Genomic DNA, 17540 nt, shown 5'->3' on the forward strand with positions numbered 1-17540 from the left:
AATTATACTACATTATTATATTTATATCATAGTACTTTAAGAGCTATGAAAAAATAAAAATTTCTCTAATTCAAAATACATAAATTATAAATTTTAACAAGTGAATGACTATTTTTTACTTGTTACTTGATCAATTACCCATTCTATTACTTTTTTGCCCAAATTAACATGATCAAAAAAATCAATTTCTCTAATTCCTGTCGGGCTAGTAACATTAATTTCCGTAAGATAACCACCAATTACATCTATACCTACAAAATATAAACCATCTTCTATTAATTTAGGTGCTAATTGCTCACAAATTTCATATTCTTTTTGTGTAATTTCTGTCTGAGCAACTCTACCTCCTACCGCCATATTCCCTCGAAAATCTTGGCCAGTAGGAATCCGATTTACTGCTCCAATAGGCTTACCATTCAAAATAATAATTCGCTTATCTCCTTCTTTTGCTGCTGGTAAATAACTTTGAATCATCACAGGCTCTTGACCTTGTTTTGTACTAATTTCTATCAAGGAATTAAAATTTTTATCTGTGGGTTCTAAAAATAAAATTCCCTCCCCAGCTTTTCCTCCTAAGGGTTTCAAAACTGCTGCTTCTTGTGAGTCTAAAAAATCTCTAATTACCTGTTTATCTTGACTAACAATTGTTTCCGGAATTACTTTTGTAAATTGTAAAGCATAGATTTTTTCATTAGCAGCGCGTAACCCTTGAGGAGAGTTTATTACTAAAGTTTTTTGTGGATTAATATAGTCTAGAAGATAAGTAGCATAAAGATAAGGAATTGTTACTGGTGGATCTTGTCGCATAAATACAGCATCCATCAACTCTAATGGTTCCAGCACAGTTTTTTCTAAGCTATACCAAGGGTTACTTGCTACCCAATGATTTTCTCTTCTTTGAATTGGGCTCAAATTTACCCGCTGAGTTTTTGCGCAGGTTTTACTATTAATAACAGTTAGCTGGTTCATTTCTGTTATCCAAACTTCATGACCAAGTTCCTGAGAAGCTTCCATTAATGCCACGCTGGTATCGTGAACTGGGTTAAGTCGGTCTATAGGGTCTATGATGAATGCAAATTTCATCTTTGTTTGTTAATTAGTTCAAAATATTTTTACTTACTTAAGTAGAGGAGTAATAATCATTTTCTCAAAATATCTACCCCTCTAAAATCAGACATTTTAGTAGATTTTTTGTGTTACTGAAACCATTAACTATTTCTTCAAGAGTCGGTCTAGTTTCCCTTGAGCTTCCAGTCCATATAAATCATCACAACCCCCTATATGTTCCTCATCGATAAAGATTTGGGGCAAAGAATTACGGCCATTAGCTCTACAGGCCATTTTTTCTCGTTCTATATCATCGCCATCTATAGGGTATTCCTGATAGTTTACTTGCTTTTTATCTAACAGTGCTTTAGCACTGATGCAAAACGGACAACTTGACCAGGTATAAATTTCTATGTTAACAGACATAATAGATTACTCATGAGCAATATTTCTCATAATAATTGTAATATTAATTGGTTATTTGAGAATAGTTTTAGATTTTATATAACTAATATCAAGTATTGTTGATTAGCTATAATAAGTCCGACACCTTTAGTCATTTTTAAATTAATTTTATGGCCAAGCTATGATTATGATATAATGAGAAAAAAAATCAACAAATAATGGAAAAAAAGATATCTCAGCCTTGGGGAAAAAGTCTTTGAATTTTGAGGAACATAGTTCGATGGGTAATAAATCAGATGATGATCCAAGGTTTGAAAATTAAATTTGCTCCTGTGGAATAAATTAACTATTGAATTATAAAACTTGTGTAGAGACTTAAATCATCCATCAGTACAATTGCTATGGACCTGGTTAGAGGTACTAAAATTTGCTTGATATATGTTTTAAATACATTTTTATTTGTACTACCAGTTACTTTTATTTACTCAAATAAACCATAACTGACTTTCAGGAACTAAAACACTTATATTATTACTTTTATTTTTACTTTTATTTATAGGGGTATTGCTAAGGATTATCTTTCCTATTTTTCGTTGAAGATAAAGAAAAATCACTCGTTATTAACTCCTAATTTGTTGACAAAAAAAAATTATTTATGTCTACTAAACCAAGCTATTTCTAATGCACAAATGCTTTACATATTTGATATTTTATCTCTGTTAGTCACCAAACATAAAGACTTTTTTTTCTACTTATATTAATTTTTTTTTGCTCAATATATTGTTGATATACTTACTTTCACTCCGGTTATAATTTATAAATATTGACATAATAAGTCACAAAGTCAAATAACCCGTTTCAGATTTATAGGTGGGGCTCGACGGGGCTTTTGTTGACCCTAATTATTCACAAGAAAAATATCACCTGGATAGACATAATAAATATATTAACTTTTCCAACTGGACACTAGATAGACTTTGCCTCTACTATTATACTTTTATACCTATATAAATATACCTATATAAAAACTGGTAAAGCCCTTCTGTGAATTTACTTTAGCTTATTGATAATTGTCAAGTATGCATTAGCTAATTATAGATCATTATGAGTTTCCAAAACTGCTGTAATTTTCGATTAATAGTGGTAAACATTAAAATTGTTGGTGATTTTGGCAGATAATTTTTCCCAGTATATAAACCGGGTTTGTACTAGGTAGCATACCATACTAATATCTGTCTTCAAGTAACCCGGTTTCTCATGAGATTTCATAGTTCGATTCATCAACGCCCAAAAAACTTTCTTCCTTCAAGAAGCAACAACATAATCAATAAGCTGTGCGAGTCGTTGACGTAAGGTTTCCAAACCTAGAGCTTTTGCAGCAGAAATAAATACTGCCATCGGATATTCTTCATGAGCAAATTTTAAAGTATCTCCATCTACTTCATCAATTTTGTTAAAAGCAACTAAAGCAGGTCCTGGAGTTTCTGGCATTTCCTGCAAAATAGTCATCACAGAGCGTATTTGACTTTGCCAAGCCGGGTGAGACAGATCTACTACATGAAGTAAAGCGTCTGCATCTGTAACTTCTTCTAGAGTTGCTCGAAAAGCATTCATCAAAGTAGGAGGGAGTTCATGAATAAACCCTACCGTGTCAGTAATCACAATTGTAGTTGGTTTTCCAGTAACAGTATCAGGAACATTCAAACGACGAGTAATAGGATCTAGAGTAGCAAATAGTTTATCTGCTGCATAAACTTCTGAATTGGTAAGTGTATTCAATAATGTAGATTTACCAGCATTCGTGTATCCCACTATTGCCACTGTTGGCACTTCTTGATGTTGGCGATGTTGTCTTAGGCGGGAACGGTGTGCTTGTAATTGATTAACTTCTTTCTGCAAGCGAGATATCCTAGCGTTAATGGCCCGACGCTCTGTTTCTAACTTAGTTTCACCAGGTCCCCTCGTACCAATACCACCACCCAGACGAGACATTGCTTCGCCTTGGCCTGTAAGATGGGGAATAGTATATTTTAATTGAGCTAATTCCACTTGCAACTTTCCAGCGCGAGATTGAGCGCGTTGGGCAAAGATGTCCAGAATAACTTCGGTGCGGTCTACAACTCTCACACCAATTTTTGTTTCTAGGTTGCGTACTTGAGCAGGGGAAAGGTCTTGGTCAAATACAACTAGGTTCGCTCCGACCGTTTGAACACTCAGAGCAATTTCTTGAACTTTACCTTCTCCTACAACTGTTTGGGGATGGGGATGCGATCGCTTCTGATCCACTGTTTTTAGGACCTTACCTCCAGCCGTTTCAACAAGTCGAGCTAATTCAGCTAATCCATCTTCAAATTGCTGGTTGGTCATTTTATCTATTTTTAGCCCCACCAAAAGGACTAGGTCTTGGTCAGAATCAACTTCTTGAGCAATAAATTCTCGTTGAAATTCTGCTTCTAGTCCATCAATTAAGTCAATGAAGTCTTGTTTGGCCAAAGCATCAAGACTAAGAGGAGGTGATACGCTCCAAAAATTCAGCTTTTGAATATCAGTATTCACACCTTCGTGTGTGGGAATGGGTAATAGGTGAGCTAGATAAGCTTGTTTAATGTAACCTGTTGCTCCTCCACCTCGACGTTTAAATCCTTCACCGGTTAGCGTCAGTATCACTAGAGCATCAAGTCGTTGAATTACCATTGCAGTTAGAGCAGCTTCTGAAGGATCTTCTGCTTTCAGGTTAGTAGCAATACAACGAATACCACTAAGACGACCATTACCATAACGAGGTAATTCCAAGGGTGGAATTTGGGTTTGGTGGGGTGTACCAACTCCCACACGGATAATTTGTCCCCTACGATTAATATATACGCAGATTGATTGGCCAACTTCTGTACTGATGGAGGCGACTCTTTGAGCAAACTCAGAGGTAGTTAGGCGATCGCTTGTTAGTCGCTGATGATACAACCTTTGCAGTTGTTTAAGTTGGCTAGATTTTAGACCTTTCAGATTTCCGTAGATAGTTTCGATAGGCATTCCTAGCCACGTATTTGTGGCCCCTCAGTATATTACTTCTGATTATTATTATAGATATATATAAATATTTCAATTATACTAGTCCTATTTTAACTTTGTCCAAAATCTTGTCCCTTTTTGAGAATGGAGAATAGTCAATGGTCAATAGGCAAGAGTTTTGAAGTTGATTTCTAGTTTTTGAATCTTGACAACCCTGTTAAAGAATTACGATACAATAGAAATATTTGGGCGTCACTGATTAGTAATTATCTATTATGATTTAGGAAGAGTAAAAATTTTAGACAGTGCAGCAGAAGACGAGTAGAATATTTGAGCATCTCCAAGGACTTGAGTAAAAGGGTTTTATGAGGAAGGGTTTTTTATGGGACGGCAAGCCCAATATTAACGACTACAGATTTGAGATAGAAAATACTGTTGGCCAAGTAGTCGGCAATTTTTCCTGGTCTGGGTAGAGTTATATTTCCGACATTTTATGTGTGAAGTTCTACAACATTTATCATTACTTTTCAGCAATGCTGGATTTTCTTTTAGTTGAAGTATTTTTCAGTTATCGAAGGCAAAAACTTTCTATATATAGTTTTCAGATAGCTTGTCACCTCGTGAGCATTTCCACACTTTTTTGACGCACTACCAGTTATGGTTTGGGTGATGTCAAGGTAAACATTGAGGATAGGTCTTTTCATAGGAAACTATTACTTTGGTTTAATGGGTTTTTGGTGTTAGCAGAGCAAGTGTGACTGCTGTATCGTTACTATAAATATTTGGATCTATCCCATTTTATTAGTGGGATAGGTTTTTAATTATTAGAAAGCTTAATTTTTTGTAATAAATACCGATTTTCTCCTACTGGCAACATTTTTTTACTTTTGGTAACCAATGTATGGTTCTGGAAAACTTGTCACTTTTAAGGAGAAAAATTAATATATAAATATAGATAAAAAAAATACTATTAAATTCCTTTGATAAGATATATGGATAATTTACCACTAAAAATAAATAAATACTTATCATAGATCAATATATCTGAGATGACTTAGTATTAATAAAAAACTTTATCAAGGGTAAGGGTAAATTTAAATATTTTTGTCTAAAATTAAGACTTACGCAGAGGAAACAATAAATTGTTAAAACAAAAACAATGGTATCAACCGGACGCAACCTTAGGTAAGTTTTAAAATATAAAAATGTGACAAAAATACTTCAAAGTTGTACAGCTATAAAACAGCTTAACTTTAGGAGAAAAGCAATGACAAATATATTAGAAATCAAACAAGAGACTACTTCTACTAAAGAAAAATCTTTAATATTATGGTTTGATGAAGTTAGTATTAACGACATTCCATTAGTAGGAGGTAAAAACGCCTCCCTAGGGGAAATGATGCAACAACTTGCTCCCAAAGGCATCAACATTCCTAAAGGCTTTGCTACCACTGCTTATGCTTACCGTGCCTTCATCAAAACAGCAGGTTTAGAAGCAAAACTGCGCCAACTTTTCGCCGACCTTGATGTTGAAAATATTAAAAATTTGCAACAAAGGGGTAAAAAAGCCCGGGCATTAATAATGAAGACACCTTTCCCAGCAGAACTAGAAAGAGCGATAACTATAAACTACAAAACTCTATGTTACTTCTGCGGTCAAGACACAGATGTTGCAGTGCGTTCCAGTGCAACTGCGGAAGATTTGCCCGATGCCAGTTTTGCTGGGCAACAAGAAACCTACCTTAATATTCACGGAATTAAAAGTCTACTCAAAGCAGTCCATAAATGTTTTGCTTCAATATTCACAGACCGTGCTATCTCTTACCGTACTAGCAGAAACTATGATCACTTTGATATTGCTCTTTCTGTTGGTATTCAAAAAATGGTGCGTTCTGACCTGGCTACATCTGGGGTAATGTTTTCCATCGACACTGAAACTGGATTTCCCAATGCTGCCTTAATTACAGCAGCTTATGGTTTAGGAGAAAACGTTGTTCAAGGTGCAGTAAACCCTGATGAATATCTTGTCTTTAAACCAACACTCCAACAAGGTTTCTCTAGTATTCTCAACAAACGCCTGGGCACTAAGGCGGTCAAAATGGTCTATGATGGTAGTAACTCTACAAAAAACATATCTGTGCCATACCGAAAGCAACAACAGTTTGCTCTGAGTGATGATGAAATTTTACAACTCGCTCAATGGGTAGTAGTTATAGAAAACCACTATTCCCAGGTGCGAGGTAGTTACACTCCCATGGATATTGAATGGGCAAAAGATGGGAACAATGATACTTTATACATAGTCCAAGCGCGACCGGAAACTGTGCAATCTCAAAAATCTAGTAATGTGCTACATACTTATCACTTGAAAGATCAGGGGAAAGTTTTGGTGACTGGTCGCGCTGTAGGACAAGGGATAGCACAAGGTAATGTGTGCGTAATTCTGGATAAACATAAAATTGATAAGTTACAACCGGGAGAAGTATTAGTAACTAACAAAACTGACCCGGACTGGGAACCTATTATGAAAAAGGCTAGTGCCATAGTGACTAACCAAGGTGGTCGTACTTGCCATGCTGCTATTATTGCAAGGGAAATGGGTATTCCGGCGATCGTGGGTTGTGAAAATGCTACTCAACTATTGGAGGATGCTCAGGCGGTTACTGTGTCATGTGCTGAAGGAGAAGTGGGTATGGTTTATGAGGGTTTGCTACCTTTTGAGGATGTAGAAACAGTCTTGGATGATCTACCCGAAACTCGCACCCCCATCTTTATGAATGTGGGCAACCCAGAGGAAGCTTTTCGGTTATCGGCAATTCCTAATGATGGCGTAGGTTTGGCACGGTTGGAATTTGTGATTGCTAATCATATTGGGGTGCATCCCTTGGCATTGCTAAATTTTGATGAGGTGATGGATGAGGTTGAGAAAGCTAAAATTGCTAAATTAACTATGGGGTATGAAACAAAAGCAGATTTCTTTATTGATCGCCTAGCTTATGGTATGGGAACGATCGCTGCTGCTTTTTATCCGAAACCTGTTATTTTGCGGATGAGTGATTTTAAGAGTAATGAATATGCCAATTTATTGGGTGGAAAACAGTTTGAACCAGATGAAGAAAATCCGATGATAGGTTGGCGGGGTGCATCCCGTTATTATCATCCTAAATATCGGGATGCTTTTGGTTTAGAATGTGTGGCGCTGAAGCGGGTTAGGGATCAAATGGGATTAGTAAATGTGATTCCCATGATTCCGTTTTGTCGTACTCCTGAAGAAGGGGAGAAGGTATTAAGGGAGATGAGTAAGTATGGTTTGGAGCGTGGTCAAAATGGTTTACAGGTTTATGTAATGTGTGAATTACCCAGTAATGTGATTTTGGTGGAACAGTTTGCTGAGGTCTTTGATGGATTTTCTATTGGGTCAAATGATTTAACTCAGTTGGTATTGGGTTTAGACCGAGATTCAGCATTGGTTGCACAGGTTTTTGATGAACGCCATGATGCTGTGCGCAGGATGATCGAGATGGCAATTACTACTGCCCATGAATGCGGGCGTAAGATTGGCATTTGTGGTCAGGCACCTAGCGACTATCCTGAGTTTGCTCGGTTGTTGGTAGAGTTGGGAATTGACTCCATAAGTTTAAATCCTGATTCTGTTTTGAAGACTCGGTTTGAGGTGGCAAAGTTGGAAGTTAACTCCTCTATTACCCCCAGAACTGTTTCATTTTCTGAACATATGGGGAGATAGCAGAGCTGTTTCATTCTTAAGTTTGGTGATCGGTTAACCACAGAAATGTGCTGATAGCCTCGCCAAGGTAATTACAGCAATTGGTACGGATGGTGAGGTAAAGTTGATTACTAATTTCTATTCTCAATTTACTAAAATGATCAAATTTTATACCTCACCTATCTCCTAAACTGCTGTCAATTAAATATTGGGAGGAAAGAAAAATTAGCGTGACTAGGAAATTAAAATTGGGTTTATTATTTCAACCCAATTTTTTGTTGAGAAAACCCTTGAGGTTTAAATGGGAATAAAACTTCACTATATTAATTAAAAAATAACTAACGATAGAACGAGCTAACATAATAATAAAATACCATTTAAATAAGCTATATTCAATAAATTGTAAAACCTAATTCGTATATTAATAAACCGCAAGTCCTGAACTATTATTTTTCTTAAAACTTGGGAATCATAATCCTGACAATTCAAATCAGCAGCCTTTTGTACACTGAAATATTTTACTCATACTGCTACAATATTTCTGTATAGTTGTGTCAGTTTAAATCATAAAAGTTAATTTTGATTTAACTTTGAAGCCCTCCTCAAACTTCAATCTTAAACTTCAATCATTATTGCTTTGTGCTTAGGTATTTATATAGGAACCTAAATTCTTATCCCGAAGAATTTTGCCCATTTTGTCATACTCTCGACGTATGGCTCTTATTAAGTGAACCATCTCAATTACTTGATTATCATCTGCTGCTAAAAATGCCGCTGTCAGGGCGATATTGCGTATATATGTGGAAATCACAAACCATATTTATGACAAGGCATCAAGCTTTAAATCGAATCCTAAAATTAAATTATTCTATGTTACAACTGGAAAATGGACAGATGACCCAAATTTAAAGGGTATAATTAAACATGAAATTGAATCAGTTGAAGAAACAGAATTATTTGATAAAGTTTTTTTCAAAGCACTTGGTGCGAGAGATTTGTCTACTGCATATAGAAAAACTAAAGAATCTGTAAGCACAACAATTAACTTTAACAATAGAATTACAATGCCAGAGATAAATGGTATATCTCAAGCTTATATTGGACTTTTACCATATAAGGAATTTTATAAAATTGTATCTGACGATGAAGGTAATTTGCTAAGTATCTTTGAAGATAATGTTAGAGATTTTCAAGGAGAAAACAATGATGTAAATGGCGGTATTTCAACAACTCTAAAGCATGAAGGTTCAGAAATATTTAGTGTTCTGAATAATGGAGTTACAATAGTTGCAAGTTCAATTTCACCTACTGGAAACCAATTTACAATTAAAGACTATCAAATTGTTAATGGTTGTCAAACAAGTAACGTTTTATACAATAATTGTGATTCTCCAAATATCAATAATGTTAATATTCCGATTAAATTAATTGCTACTACAGATGATGATGTAAAAACGAGAATTACACTTGCAACAAACAATCAAACACCGATTAAAAAAGAACAATTAGCTTCTTTAACACAATTTCAAAGAAGTCTTGAGCAATATTACAATTCATTTTCTGGAGAATCGAAAATTTATTATGAGCGTAGGTCTAAACAATACAATTCTGACAACAAAGTATTAAAATCAAGGATTATTACTGTACCATATCAAATAAAATCATTTGCAGGTATGTTTCTAGATGAACCTCATAACGTAACAAGCTATTTTGGTTTAATAGTTAGAAGGTTAAATGAGGGTAAAATTCAAATTTTCAACAATGAACATTTTCCATCACCATATTATACAAGTGCATTTGCGTACTATAAACTTGAAACATTCTTCAGAAAAGGATTAATTGATAAGTCATATCGAAAAGTTAAGTTTCACATTCTTATGTTATTCAGAATGTGTAAAAAAACAGAATTACCACCATTTAACAGTAAAAAGATAGATAATTATTGTGAGGATTTATTGAATTTTTAAATGACGATGATAAAGCAGTAGAAACTTTCAAAAAGTGTATTAAAATAATTGATGATTCTGACTTTAAAAAAATGGATAAACAAGATGTAAAACTTTTATCTAAAACCAAAATACTGATTGACTATATGAACAGAAATAAATAAAAATTGGTGGCAACAATGGCTATAAGTAATTGCTTGTTCTCGCCTACTTCTGAAAACCCTTGCAGATTTTCAGTTTGGTGTGTACTTGAAAAGTTAACCGCTAAACCATGCAACTACTTATAGCCGAGACTGTTACAACACATTTGACCAAAACTATGGATATAATTTTTATTGATACTTCAATTTTTGAATCAAACAACTTTTTGGAAAGCGATAGGATTAAAGAAGTGTATAAGCTAGCTGAAAGAGGTGAAATAAAGGTTGTTCTTCCAGAATTGACTTATGATGAAATCTTAAACCGAATATCAAAGAATATTGAGGAGTCTAGTCAAAAATTCAACAAATATCGACAGGACACTCGAATTCTTAGGAATATACCTTCCCTCTCTGAAAAATTTAAACCATTTGAAAAAAGACAAGTTAAAGAAGAACTATACGAAATCGTAAAAGAAAAATTTTCGCAATCTAACTTCGAAATTATTGCTTACCCCACATTAAACATTAAAGAGATTTTTAGGAGTTATTTTGATAAAACATTTCCTTTTGGATCGGGAGGAAAAAAAAGTGAATTCCCTGATGCTTTTACTCTGAAATCCATAGAGATTTGGGCAGAGGAAAACAACGTTAAAGTTTTAGCATTCTCAAAGGACAAGGATATGCTAAAGTACACGAGCGAGCATTTAGAAATAATCGAAGATTTCAACAAGTATTTAAGTGACAAAATAAAAGAAATAGAAGTTGCTTCAAACAAAAAACGTCTTCGTCTTGACCAAGTAGAAGACATTATTCAAAACAGACCCGAAAGGACTCAAAAAGAAATTAAAGAATGGGTTGAGAATCAGCTTGATAATTATTCAAAATATTATGACTATTCGAACCAATGTGAAGTTCACGATGTGTCAATTATAGAAGTGGAAACTAATATTGAAGATTATACCATAACTAATATTTCTAAAGACTACATATCAGTTGAGTTGAGAGTACGGATAAACTATCAAGTTCAAATAATAATTGATGATGAGGACTCTATATATAAAGACGATGATACTAAAGAATTGTTTTTCCGAGAAACCAAGCCAGATTTAGTGGGCGACATAATAGATATTGATGTTGATTTAAGATTTTACTTTGAACCTGATGATGACACTGTTTACACTTACCAACCCCTAATCTAAACGATAAATAGAGGAGAAGCTCTTGAGGTACCAAAAAAAGAATGGATATAGTTCATAGAGGCTTTCAGCACGCTACGCACCATACCCGAGTCGTTGGGGGCAATTAAAAAAATAACAAAATGAGTATCTTTCAAATATAAAGACACCGCGGTAGTGCTAAACAAGTAATGATTGATTATAGTGATGAATAAAATACCAAATTGCACCCTAAAGATTTTCCACAGATCTAGAAAAAGACCAAGTTTTTCGCAAAAGCCTCGATACCCTTTGTCTAATGGTGTTATTGAATCGTTCAATGTAAGAGGTCTTTCCAGTTTCCTTTCCTACTGCTTGATGTCTTTTACTGGGTAGAACAGCACTGTAGGCAGCCCAAAAATCAGTGTATGCGAGCGCACATTGACGATAAACAGCGGGTACAGACAGCCACAAATGCCTGGCTGCTTCTTCATCCCGTGACCCAATATAGACACCAATAATTTCACGAGTCTCTACTTCCATGGCTAACCAGACCCACTGCTTATTACCTTTGTTGTCTACGAATGACCATAATTCATCACATTGAATTGTGAGCTTACCTTTTTTTTTGGCTGAACCTAAGCGCGAGCTTGGTACTTGTGCATATTTCTAGAGTACATAAGCCTGTAGCCATTGCTCTGAAACTTGGACTACACGAGGAATGCCGGCCAGTGAAATCCTCTCTAACAAAAGTCGATCAATCAGCTTTTGGGTAGGGTTTTCCACAAATTGTCGTCCACATTCGCAGCACAAAAACCGCTGCTTACCGTTATGGATATGGCCATTTTTAACAGCTTTTGAAGATTCACATTTTGGACAGGTCGGCATAGATAGACAACACTAACTTTTACTCCTCTATTCATAAATATTGAGCACTACCCATGGATCGTCAATTGCATAAGCTTTGGAGCTAGCTTCGGTTTTTCACCCATATATCACTGACCGCAGTTTGTAACTTATCTAGGACCCATGCCACAACATCCCTCTTCACTCAAGCTACTTATTCATATAGTTTTCACTCATTACTCATACTGTTATAATATCCCTTAGTATTGTGTAAGTTTAAATAAGTAAAGTTAATTTCTATTTAACTGTCAAGTCCCCTTTCAATAGAGCTAATATTCTAAACCAGAATTAGTATTACTATCTTTGCTATAATTTATGATCAGCAATACTAATATTTACAAATTAAATTTTTGCTGCGTAAAAGTTTTTCTGTTATAGTTGCTAGCCTCTGCAAACTACCCGCTAATTCATCAGCACGTTCTTGATGTTTTCGCTTTCGCATTAAAGCAGCACAAGCTAAATCTTCCCGTTCTTTTCTGAGAGCTGCAACTGCAACATTTTGCCAGTCATATACTTCCTGTAAATTCTGTTTATATTCAGATTGAATATTTTCCCAAGCCACTTTAATATCTGCCAAAGCTTGACTTACCAATTTGTCAGTATTGACCTGAGTTTTTCCCCCGAAAATTGCTTCCTTAACTTGTTCAGATATTTGCTCAATATCAATATAATTCAGTAGAGGAATAAAGTTTTTTATTTGTTGACTATCACTAACTCCAGTAATACACCAACTTGCAAAGTGTTCACAATTATTAAAAATAATATTATATTTTCTTTCTCCTAATCTATTTTCTGCTCTTTGAATAACTGTATCAGCAATATAACGAAGTGGGTAACGTTTAACATAAACTTTTCTCCCATCAGTAAAATAAGCTTTAGAAGTTCGTTCAATAGTTTCTGTTCCTTTGCGATAATGAATAACTGTTCCATCGCCATAGTCAATGCCATGATGTTCGTAAACACCGTCTATATTTAGAAACTCTCTAATAGTATATATTTGTTCTCCTCGTGCCATATTATTTTCCTAAATTTATCTCATTACACTTTAATCTAAAAATAAACAATAGATGTAGATTCTTATTATTAGCACTATTTTTAGATCAATTTAGTGGGACTTACACAAATTTTAAAACCCAATATAACCTAAGCTCTTTTTATTAAGAGGAAAACACATAAGTATTGTTAGTCAAAAAACAAAAAAAACAGAAATAAATAGCTTTTAAAGTACTTTTTCTGCATCAGTAAAAGCACTCAAATTTGATTTCCCCATTGCCTTTGTGGTCCTCCCCATTCGCTTATGCTAAATGATAAAATTATAAAGACCTACATACCAAGATAAAAGTTCCAGGTTCCATTTTTCTATATCCTTGATATTCCTATAATTGCAACCCCGTACTTTGACACTTTAATTTGAGAGCAAAAACTTAAGTGGCTATACACGATTAACTAGCATTATTTATTCTCTGTAATTTTTATACATATAGACTCTTGAACACAAGTAAGTATGTGTAATTATTTTGCACAACTACTTACAATATTATTTATTTTTCCAACTTCAAACCTTTTGAAAAAACTTTGAGAAAAACTAAAACTACTAGTCCTAAAGCTAATATTCCAGCGCTAATAGTAATAATCAGAATATTTAAATGACGAACTGCAATTGCTGTCAATGCCCAAACAAATACTAAAGTATAAGCAACATCTTGTTTTTGAATATTAATAATTGCTGCAATAACAGTTCCAATTATCAACATAATTATTGTCCAAACAATAGCAACTTGCTCTGAACTATTCCAGGATAAGTTATCTATAACACAGGCTACATTTACAATTGTTGCCACACTAATCCAAGCAAAATATATACTGATAGGATAATGTACAAACCATTTATCTTTTTTGGAGACTCTTTCATAACTAATTCCTAAATTTAGATATAGGCAAATCAAACAACCTAAAATACCTAACATTGCTAAGACTGAAAAAACAAATAGTTGATATTGAAATAAAAATATCCAAACAACTTGTGCCAAACTCGCACCTACTAAAAAATATTGACATCTGCGTAAAATTTGATTATCTCGTTGTGCTGGCAAGAGTTGATAAATTCCGAAGCTAATTAAACCTAAATAAATTAATCCCCAAATAGCAAAAGCATAACTGGCAGGGGTAATCAAAACATCCTTAAATATAGTATTAGAAATTTCTCCTATTGTTAGACCATTTGGAGGATAAATATTTACATAAATATTCAGAAAAAAAGTACCTAAAATAGCAATTAAATTCGCCCATTGTCGACTCATATCTGAGTTGAATTTACTTGTATTATTTGCCATAATAATTTTTGCTTTTGTGAATAAATATTGTGTTTATAAATATTGTTAAGTTACAGCATTTTTATTGATTAGTAAAACATAGTAGAAAATTACCATCAGATATCCCTACAGGATTATGTTTTTGACTGTGTTTCTCCCTCATCCTCAAAGTAATATAAAGAACTATTATTTTGGGAATTATAGGACAATAACCAATATCAATTCACTTTAAAGATATTGCCAATAATTTCCAACCATTTGATGTAAAATAATTGCTTGAAATTACTGTAACCTCAAAATTTTAAGCCGAGAAAGACTACAAGCTCGCTAATTGCTAAATAGTTACACAGAAAATCAATCTTGAATTACTTCCAGTCCACAAGCTTCTGCAAGTTGTTGTGCTATACTTTTATATTTTCGAGGTGGAGTCCGAGTATCAATATCTAAATTAAAACCCTCTACGACACGCTGAACTAATTTTGAACGCCATATAGCTTCTATTTCATAATCTGAACTAAGACTACCTTCAGATAAAGCTGCCATTAATTTATCTAATATTTGATATTGCCCTATTAAAATTGCCGCTTTAGTAACATCAGTAGAATCAGTATCCAGAGCATCCAATTGCCTACTAACTCGGTTCCATTCAGTATCAATTATTTTTGTTAAAACTGTCACTAGTTTAGCATCACGTTGCTGTTTCAATATTTGAAATTCCCTATTAGTCATTATTATTAACTCCTAAAATAAGTACCATGACAAAATTATTTATCTATATCCAATTCTTTCGCATTTTTAGAAAGTAAAGAATTCAGCTTTTATAGATATGTAATTAATTTTGTATACTTACTGATATTGTTGACATTATTTTGACTTATATGATTTTAATATATCCTATTTATATAGTTTTTACCATGAATATAATCTTAAATTTTTAATAATTCAGTTACTATATGGCCTATTTATTTTGATTTTAGATAGCAGTTAATCAAAAGACTTCTGGCAGAAATTGGAAAAGATAAAAAAAAATAAAAATGGACGAAAACAGATATATTTTTTTCATTTTTGCAAAAGTTATAATGTAACCACTCAGAACTTTAGCTGTCAGCGCGAGCCCTTTCCCTAGCTTATGCTGCGTCAAAAGATGAAGTTGAGCTGATCATCTTTTTCGTATCGGACTTTTACAGGAGTTTTGGAACTGGTAAAGTACCAAATTTTACAAGTTTAGGGAATAAAAATTAGTATTAAACTGTACTTTAATATCCTCAAAAATGTTGTAATTATTCTTGGAGCCAATTCCTCCTTCTACCTGAATGCTAAATGCTAAATGGTTACTTTTCATTGTTACTTAGTCATTGTTCCTTGGGTTGCCTTGACTGCTAGATTTTAAAGAGGAAGTGGAATATTTATTAATACTACTTTACCAGAAGAAAATCCTGCTTTTTTAAATTCTGTAGAAGTTACTCTTAGTAAAGAAAAATGCGAAAGCAAATTTTCTTAAGTTGTTATTATAATGACTGATTAACCTGAATATGATAATCTATCTAAAATAAAATTCTGTTAAAGGAATCTGATCATGACAAAATTACGAGTAGGTTTATTATTCGGTGGTTGCTCTGGCGAACATGAAGTATCTATTCGCTCTGCCAAAGTGATCGCTACTGCTTTAACTAAGGTTCAAAATAAAGAGAAATATGAACTAATACCAATTTACATTCAAAAAAATGGTCTTTGGCAACCAAGTGATTTTTCTCAAAAAGTACTAAACTCTGATCACCCATCATTGTTACAATTGACAAATGAAAATAATCATGACTTAAATACATCCTTAACTCAACAAAGCTCTTCTCCTCTCTGGCAAATTCCTCCTCAAGCAGCACAGGTAGATGTTTGGTTTCCCATTCTTCATGGTCCGAATGGGGAAGATGGCACCATACAAGGTTTACTAAAGTTAATGCAGGTTCCTTTTGTGGGATCTGGTGTTTTGGGTTCAGCAATGGGCATGGATAAAATAGCGATGAAAATAGCTTTTGACCATGCAGGTTTACCTCAAGTAAAGTATCAGGTAGTAACACGATCGCAAATTTGGTCGAATTCTTGTGTATTTCCCAAATTGTGTGATGATATTGAAACAACTTTAGAATATCCTTGCTTTGTAAAACCTGCAAACCTAGGATCATCCGTAGGTATTGCCAAGGTGCGATCTCGTTCAGAATTAGAAACCGCCTTGGATAATGCTGCTAGTTATGACCGTCGAATTATCGTTGAAGCTGGTGTAGAAGCAAAAGAGTTAGAATGTGCGGTTTTGGGGAATGATATGCCAAAAGCTTCTATAGTTGGTGAGATTACTTATAATAGTGATTTTTATGATTATGAAACTAAGTATACAGAGGGAAAAGCAGATTTACATATTCCGGCTCGGGTGAGTGAGGCGATCGCCACTAAAATCAAAGAAATGGCAACCCAGGCATTTTTAGCTGTGGATGCAGCAGGTTTAGCAAGAGTAGACTTTTTCTACGTGGAAAAAACCGGAGAAATTTTGATCAATGAAATTAACACAATGCCTGGTTTTACTTCATCCAGTATGTATCCTATGCTTTGGGAAGCAAGTGGAATTCCTTTTTCAGAGTTAGTAGATACTTTAATTCAGTTAGCTTTAGAAAGACATTCTAAGTAACTAAAAATTTTCGGCAGTGCAGAGCACAATACGTTGTGGGATAAGTAATTAAGTCGTTATAGCTTTTTTGGGGCTACTGCTAATTCCGCCCTTTGTGCTGCTGTACTCTCATCCTTACCTCTAAACATTATTTCGTTTCATAATTCACTTCAATAGACATCTATAAAAATTGCCAACGCTTTTTTGTTACTTTACTTTAGCTTCTTGATAATCATCAATA

11 protein-coding genes and 1 pseudogene are annotated in these 17540 nt (G+C 34.1%); 4 read left to right on the forward strand and 8 right to left on the reverse strand.

Annotation, left to right across the window (positions count from 1 at the left end; genetic code table 11):
• Positions 1 to 108: 108 nt before the first annotated feature.
• The 3 genes from gshB to hflX form a co-directional block, all read right to left on the reverse strand.
• Positions 109 to 1083, reverse strand: a complete 975-nt coding sequence (gene gshB / locus TERY_RS20230) for a glutathione synthase (RefSeq protein WP_011613538.1) — start codon at positions 1081 to 1083, stop codon at positions 109 to 111.
• A gap of 129 nt (positions 1084 to 1212) precedes the next feature.
• A complete protein-coding gene (gene grxC / locus TERY_RS20235) occupies positions 1213 to 1473 on the reverse strand; it encodes a glutaredoxin 3 (RefSeq protein WP_011613539.1) in 261 nt (86 codons plus the stop codon).
• A gap of 1284 nt (positions 1474 to 2757) precedes the next feature.
• Positions 2758 to 4482, reverse strand: coding sequence for a GTPase HflX (gene hflX, locus TERY_RS20240; protein ID WP_011613540.1), 1725 nt, complete (start codon positions 4480 to 4482; stop codon positions 2758 to 2760).
• Positions 4483 to 5728: 1246 nt separating this feature from the next.
• Here hflX and ppsA point away from each other — a divergent pair.
• Positions 5729 to 8206, forward strand: a complete 2478-nt coding sequence (ppsA, locus tag TERY_RS20245) for a phosphoenolpyruvate synthase (RefSeq protein ID WP_011613541.1) — start codon at positions 5729 to 5731, stop codon at positions 8204 to 8206.
• 622 nt (positions 8207 to 8828) lie between these two features.
• On the opposite strand, the gene TERY_RS33680 is transcribed toward ppsA, so the two are convergent.
• Positions 8829 to 8996: a hypothetical protein gene (locus tag TERY_RS33680; RefSeq protein ID WP_011613542.1), complete on the reverse strand. Its 168-nt coding sequence runs from the start codon at positions 8994 to 8996 to the stop codon at positions 8829 to 8831.
• On the opposite strand from TERY_RS33680, the gene TERY_RS20250 reads away from it, so the two are divergent.
• Together TERY_RS20250 and TERY_RS20255 are read left to right on the forward strand one after the other, a co-directional pair.
• On the forward strand, positions 8986 to 10152 hold the full coding sequence (locus TERY_RS20250; RefSeq protein ID WP_196797129.1) for an AIPR family protein: 1167 nt from the start codon (positions 8986 to 8988) through the stop codon (positions 10150 to 10152). The genes TERY_RS33680 and TERY_RS20250 overlap by 11 nt on opposite strands.
• A 250-nt stretch (positions 10153 to 10402) precedes the next feature.
• Complete coding sequence (locus TERY_RS20255; RefSeq protein ID WP_011613544.1) at positions 10403 to 11470, forward strand: PIN domain-containing protein; 1068 nt, start codon at positions 10403 to 10405, stop codon at positions 11468 to 11470.
• Positions 11471 to 11677: 207 nt separating this feature from the next.
• On the opposite strand, the pseudogene TERY_RS28815 reads toward TERY_RS20255, so the two are convergent.
• The 4 genes and pseudogenes from TERY_RS28815 to TERY_RS20275 all read right to left on the reverse strand — a co-directional run bounded on the left by TERY_RS28815 (position 11678) and on the right by TERY_RS20275 (position 15372).
• Positions 11678 to 12313: pseudogene (locus TERY_RS28815) on the reverse strand (IS1 family transposase).
• A gap of 346 nt (positions 12314 to 12659) precedes the next feature.
• Positions 12660 to 13346: a lecithin retinol acyltransferase family protein gene (locus TERY_RS20265; protein WP_011613545.1), complete on the reverse strand. Its 687-nt coding sequence runs from the start codon at positions 13344 to 13346 to the stop codon at positions 12660 to 12662.
• A 526-nt stretch (positions 13347 to 13872) separates the two neighbouring features.
• Positions 13873 to 14664, reverse strand: a complete 792-nt coding sequence (locus TERY_RS20270) for a hypothetical protein (protein ID WP_011613546.1) — start codon at positions 14662 to 14664, stop codon at positions 13873 to 13875.
• Between the two features lie 333 nt (positions 14665 to 14997).
• Entirely contained in the window at positions 14998 to 15372 is a 375-nt protein-coding gene (locus TERY_RS20275) for a hypothetical protein (RefSeq protein ID WP_011613547.1), read from the reverse strand.
• Positions 15373 to 16219: 847 nt separating this feature from the next.
• Here TERY_RS20275 and TERY_RS20280 point away from each other — a divergent pair.
• Positions 16220 to 17320 (forward strand): D-alanine--D-alanine ligase family protein, encoded by a 1101-nt coding sequence (locus TERY_RS20280; protein WP_011613548.1) that lies wholly within the window; start codon positions 16220 to 16222, stop codon positions 17318 to 17320.
• Positions 17321 to 17540 lie beyond the last annotated feature (220 nt).

The sequence above is a fragment of the Trichodesmium erythraeum IMS101 genome (assembly GCF_000014265.1).
In the GTDB taxonomy this organism is placed as follows: Bacteria; Cyanobacteriota; Cyanobacteriia; order Cyanobacteriales; family Microcoleaceae; genus Trichodesmium; species Trichodesmium erythraeum.

What these genes read in the sequence shown, in the direction of transcription:
- TERY_RS20265 (WP_011613545.1), bottom strand. Translation starts at nt 13,346, where the DNA reads ATGGCACGAGGAGAACAAATATATACTATTAGAGAGTTTCTAAATATA.
- ppsA (WP_011613541.1), top strand. Translation starts at nt 5,729, where the DNA reads ATGACAAATATATTAGAAATCAAACAAGAGACTACTTCTACTAAAGAA.
- TERY_RS20270 (WP_011613546.1), bottom strand. Translation starts at nt 14,664, where the DNA reads ATGGCAAATAATACAAGTAAATTCAACTCAGATATGAGTCGACAATGG.
- gshB (WP_011613538.1), bottom strand. Translation starts at nt 1,083, where the DNA reads ATGAAATTTGCATTCATCATAGACCCTATAGACCGACTTAACCCAGTT.
- TERY_RS20275 (WP_011613547.1), bottom strand. Translation starts at nt 15,372, where the DNA reads ATGACTAATAGGGAATTTCAAATATTGAAACAGCAACGTGATGCTAAA.
- TERY_RS20280 (WP_011613548.1), top strand. Translation starts at nt 16,220, where the DNA reads ATGACAAAATTACGAGTAGGTTTATTATTCGGTGGTTGCTCTGGCGAA.
- hflX (WP_011613540.1), bottom strand. Translation starts at nt 4,482, where the DNA reads ATGCCTATCGAAACTATCTACGGAAATCTGAAAGGTCTAAAATCTAGC.
- TERY_RS20255 (WP_011613544.1), top strand. Translation starts at nt 10,403, where the DNA reads ATGCAACTACTTATAGCCGAGACTGTTACAACACATTTGACCAAAACT.
- grxC (WP_011613539.1), bottom strand. Translation starts at nt 1,473, where the DNA reads ATGTCTGTTAACATAGAAATTTATACCTGGTCAAGTTGTCCGTTTTGC.